The following is a 5,179-nucleotide window of genomic DNA, read 5'->3' as shown; positions in this document are numbered from 1 at the left end:
CTTATTATATGCAATTTACTAATAAAAATCAACATTTTCAAGTTCATTTCACTACATTTTAAAATTATACTTCGTTTATCTTTCTCTGCCCATTTGTTGTAAATAAGAAGTTCGTCTTCCCTGTTCTTCTAGTTTAGCTACACGTTTACATTCATCATTCCAATCCCATTTTCGCCCTTCTTCTGGTGTTTTAGGAAATTCAGGTTTAAATGCAACAATGCTTCCATCATTTTTCCCATATCGAAAATGTATTAATCTCTCTACAAACGATTTACCTGCTTGATCATTATCTACACACAAGGAAAGACTGTCAGGGACATCACCAATTCGCTCCTGGCTTTTCATATAGTAATTAAATATCACTTGTGGTTTAAGTCCCTCCATACTAACCAAATGTGTATCTTTAAGATCATGTTTATGTAGTGATGCATAACTCAACAAATCAATTGATGATTCAAAAAACTTTAAATTTCGAGGTTCACCATTTAATACATTAAAACCGTAGTTCGCTGTAGAGTTTTTTTGGATATTTTTCCACGCCCCACGTTTATATTTATCCGACTTAACAACGCCTTGCTCTGATCCACCCATCACTGCTCCATTTTCACGGTCTTTCCATAAAAACAAAACATTATTGTACTTATCTTGCTTAATCAAGCCTTTATCATGCAATGCATCTACTACTTGAGGATCAATTTTTCTATCCTTCACCAGGTAATCTTTTGCTCGGTCAAAATGAGATACCTCTTTTCCAGAAAAATGCTCATAGTCATAAGGTTCACTCACGTATTTAACCTCTGAAGCCTTTTCATAATCTTTTTCCCCTTCAATTAACCGCTGCATAGCTCCTGGGAAGGAAGCTCCTTCTACTTCCTGCACAAAATTAATAATATTACCGTTAACAACTCTACTGTTCCAGTAGAATTGGTTTTTCTTTCTATCGATAATTAGGCTGTCATGATCCACAAGGCGATAATAACGCTCACTGTCGCTCTTTACAGGAATATCATTTTGCATACAATAATCAACAATATCAAGTGCTGCGGCTTTTTCAATGTCTTCTTTTGTATATTTCTTTATATTTTTCGTTTGATTTTCCATAGCGATTCCTCCAATAAAAAAAGACCGTGTATCTTTTACACGGTCTTCTCTGACTTTATTTTTTGTTATACCAGCTCTAAAAGGTTTGTTAATTCATTTACAGTAATTGCTGTCTTAAACTGAACATCACCTCCTTTTTCAGTTCTAATGAATAAATTTCACCACTCAACCAAATAATGATTTAAAAGCTCCCAAAACCCCTGAAGTCCCAGGTTGGAAGCTTGCCATTCCATATGAATAAAGCTCATATACAACCACAATCGTGCTAATCATTAAAATTAACTTCTCCGCTATACCGTTATAGCTGTAATAAAAGACATTAAAACCACTTTGGAAATTTTTATTTGATAATGGCAGCAGCCATTTGATTCCTTTTTTCGAAAAACTATCTTCCACTAGATGCAGAAAGTACCCAGCAAAAATACACATCCCATTGGTAAACGATAATGGTGTCATTCCTACTGCAAATAAAATAGGAATCAACACAAGCACTAATCCAAGTAGCGAATGTGTGATTCCCCTATGACCAAATACTGTATTCAGAAGATCTGATACTCCACGAGTTTTTCGGCCGATCCATGAATGCTGTTCATCAATATCAGGCAATAAAGCCCCAAAACTAACCGCTATAACATTTCCAACCTAAGGTTTCCTGTTGAAGCTAGAACAGGCAGAGCGACCGCTAGGCTCGTTGTAAGGTGAGTTTTATACTTCACTTGTACTTACACCTCTTTCATTAGTTAATAATCTCGACCATTCATTTGTCGCATCATATGTTATCTTCTTGCCTGCTCCCTGTCCTGGGATACATGTGTATGCTCTTCGTGATGAACTGTATCTTTTCCCATATGGGGTAGCGCCACATCGCTATCAAGCTAATAAAAAGAAATGCCCCCTAGAATGAAAAAATACGCTATTCTTTCTGTAGAATCATAGGAAAGGATGGCGTTTTTTATGTCTGTTTCTGTGTATGACGAATTACAACTATTTGCTCAAGAGATTCAAAGTTTTTTATCTCCAAATACCTTACGGGATCTTGCTAGAGATGTTGGCTTTGTACAACGAACCAGTAAGTACCAAGCAAAAGATTTATTAACTTTATGTGTATGGTTGAGCCAAAATGTAGCTATGACTTCTTTAACTCAGTTATCTAGCTGTTTAGAAGCATCAACAGAAGTACTCATCAGTCCTGAGTGACTGAATCAACGGTTTAATAAGGCGGACGTCCAACTTTTACAACACCTACTAGCCGAACTACTAAGCAAAAAATTGGCCGCATCTATGCCGATTTCTTCTCCATACACTTCTGTTTTCAAGCGTATTCGTATTTTAGATTCAACTGCATTTCAACTCCCGGATGTATTTTCATCGGTTTATCCAGGTGCAGGAGGATGCAGCCATACGGCTGGGATAAAAATTCAACTTGAGTATGATTTGTTAAGTGGACAGTTCCTACATATTCATACAGGTCCAGGTAAACAACATGATCGCACTTACGGCTCTCTGTGTGCCCCAACTGTGACAGCGAATGATTTATGTATCCGAGATTTAGGTTATTTTCATTTAAAAGAGCTTCAATATATACAAGATAAAGAGGCCTACTATATCTCTCGTATCAAGTCGAATACACGTATGTATCAAAAAAATCCTAACCCTGATTATTTTCAAGACAGAAGAATTAAGAAAGGTACAGAGTATATACAGATAGATATGGAGACGTTAATGAGCTCCCTTCAACCAGGACAAACATGTGAAATAGCTGATGCTTATGTAGGAATGATTGATAAAGTGCCAGCTCGTGTAATTGTTCACCGATTAACAAAACAACAGCAAAAAAAACGATTACAAGATCAAGCTGTAAGAGAAAAAAAGAAAGGAATGAAGTATTCTCCTCGTAGTAAACGACTCAGTGGTATCAATGTATATATGACAAACACCCCTACAGATATTGTCCCGATGGGACAGGTACATGACTGGTATTCTTTGCGTTGGAAAATCGAAATTTTATTTAAAACGTGGAAGTCATTCTTTCAAATCCATCATTGTAAAAAGATAAAACCAGAACGATTGGAGTGCCATTTATATGGTCAATTGATTGCCATTCTACTCTGTTCTTCTATCATGTTTCAAATGCGCCAATTGCTCCTCATGAAGAAAAAACGAGAGCTTAGTGAGTATAAAGCCATATATATGATTAAAGACTATTTTCTTCTTCTATTCCAAACTATACAAAAAAACACCCAAGAGCTATCAAAGGTGTTACTTCGTCTGTTCAATCTCCTACAGCAAAACGGGCGAAAATCCCATAGGTATGAGAAGAGAACAGTCTTTGATATATTAGGTGTCGCTTATAATTGTACCATGTCTGATAACCAAGTAGCTTAATTCAAAAAAGGAAACCCGTTAGGGTTTATTTCGTATGCAAATCTTTAAAGCATCTACGTATAGACTTTCGAAAAAAAGAAACAATCTTGCTTATCATTGACGTTACACGGGCTTAGCTTGATAGCGATGTGGCGATACCCCATCGAGAAAAAGAAGGATACAATGAGCGAAAACAAAAAGCAAAAACCATTATGAGTGAAGAACTTTTACAACAATTTTATCACACTGATAAATACGAAATAGGAGATACCTATAAAACGAAACCAATCGAAATGAAGTTTTATTTACAAGAAAATGAACCCGATCAAGAGGAAGTAAATGTGTTAGCTGAATTTATAAATGTCACGACTGATTCAACGCAAAATCGAGAAGAAAAAGTCAAAAATGTGTTGCGAATCATCATAAAAAAGGAAAAGGAAACATGGCGAGTTACAAGTGTAGAAGAACTAAATATGAGAGTTTTATAACAAAAAGGTGAGGTGAGAATGTGATAGGTGCAATCAGTAAGAAGAGTGAAAGAATTAACTTGAGAAGAAATAAGTCGTGAATCTACCTAGCAATTATCAGCTTTCTATTTTTCGGTTTTTTCATCGTTTGACATCTAAAATTTACATGCCAAACGATGAAAAACTATTCCATACGGAAACAAATAAAGTAATTAAGTTGTCGGGGATGGGGAAATTGATTGTAGAATAAAGGGAATATAATCCACATAAAAACTTCATAGAAATTCGATTTCGGATAGAAGGATATGAGGAAGCTGGATTTACGTTTAAGGCACAAGAAAAAGGAAATCCAGGTGTCCAATTACCTGTCAAAGTGTTGTATGAAGAGAATGGGAATTACGTGATAGAAGTCAAAGAATTATCTCCAAATTGGGGAGCTTTAGCTTTAGGTATTTACAATAAAAACAATGAAAAAGAACAAATGGATATGAGGAAGTTTACACAAGATGTTAACGAATACGAAGAAGAAAATACAAGTATAAAGAGTCCCAATAAATTTGTTCAGACGATTTTTACTGATCAAAGAAAAACAAAAGCAAATGATGAATTGTTAGCTGAAAATAAAAAAACATATGAGTTAGATTTTATAGAAGGAGACAAAAAAGATATTGAAACAAAGATTGAAAATTATGGGAAAGTAATCAAGCTTGAAGAGGAAAATGGGAAGACAGTTTATGAGAAAGTAAAAGAACTAAAAGATGAAATGAAGTACCAAACCGAAGCGGAAAAAATGGAAACACAATCAAAAATATCATCATTAGAATCCAAAATAAAATCATCAGAAAAGAACGTTGAATTGTTTAAAGGAGAACAAAAAATTGCACGAGATAAGATCAAAAAATTAGAGCAAAAGGCACAAGAAATTAATAAAATCTGAATAAGGTCATGTCGTCACTGAGTACTCACCAGTGAAATTTGAGTACTCAGTGAGTGCTCATTTGGTGGTTTTTGTATCGTCAGTGAGTACTCATCTGTTTGATTTGTGTCATCAGTGAGTACTCACCTAGAGGATTTTCTTGCCCCCATCGTTTTGCTAGGCTCCGCCTAGTCCCAACCCCTAGTTGGGCCCAAAAACCCCTTATGCTCTTCTCACTATTTTTGGTTCTCTACCCAAAATTGCAGAAAGGAGAGAGAAAAGTGGAAATTAGAATTAGAGAAGTAGATCCAATTGCCGTAAAGAAAATAGA

1 protein-coding gene and 4 pseudogenes are annotated in these 5,179 nt (G+C 35.4%); 3 read left to right on the top strand and 2 right to left on the bottom strand.

What is annotated here, in order from left to right:
• Positions 1–75 precede the first annotated feature (75 nt).
• Together AB3X48_RS17400 and AB3X48_RS17395 are read right to left on the bottom strand one after the other, a co-directional pair.
• The gene (locus AB3X48_RS17400; protein ID WP_016104012.1) at positions 76–1,101 is read right to left on the bottom strand and encodes a DUF3991 and TOPRIM domain-containing protein; all 1,026 of its coding nucleotides are present in this window, start codon (positions 1,099–1,101) and stop codon (positions 76–78) included.
• Positions 1,102–1,266: 165 nt separating this feature from the next.
• A pseudogene (locus AB3X48_RS17395) lies at positions 1,267–1,817 on the bottom strand (metal-dependent hydrolase).
• 238 nt (positions 1,818–2,055) lie between these two features.
• On the opposite strand from AB3X48_RS17395, the pseudogene AB3X48_RS17390 reads away from it, so the two are divergent.
• The 3 pseudogenes from AB3X48_RS17390 to AB3X48_RS17380 all read left to right on the top strand — a co-directional run bounded on the left by AB3X48_RS17390 (position 2,056) and on the right by AB3X48_RS17380 (position 4,869).
• A pseudogene (locus AB3X48_RS17390) lies at positions 2,056–3,486 on the top strand (IS4 family transposase).
• Between the two features lie 140 nt (positions 3,487–3,626).
• A pseudogene (locus AB3X48_RS17385) lies at positions 3,627–3,953 on the top strand (YddI family membrane protein); the annotation flags it as partial.
• An 80-nt stretch (positions 3,954–4,033) separates the two neighbouring features.
• Positions 4,034–4,869 (top strand): annotated as a pseudogene (locus tag AB3X48_RS17380) (hypothetical protein).
• Positions 4,870–5,179: the final 310 nt, after the last annotated feature.

This window comes from Bacillus sp. S4 (genome assembly GCF_040838205.1).
Classification (GTDB): domain Bacteria; phylum Bacillota; class Bacilli; order Bacillales; family Bacillaceae_G; genus Bacillus_A; species Bacillus_A cereus_U.
This window is presented reverse-complemented; position numbering and strand designations above follow the sequence as displayed.

Bases quoted from the DNA above. Each gene is read 5' to 3' on its own strand.
- AB3X48_RS17400 (WP_016104012.1), bottom strand. From the start codon at position 1,101: ATGGAAAATCAAACGAAAAATATAAAGAAATATACAAAAGAAGACATT.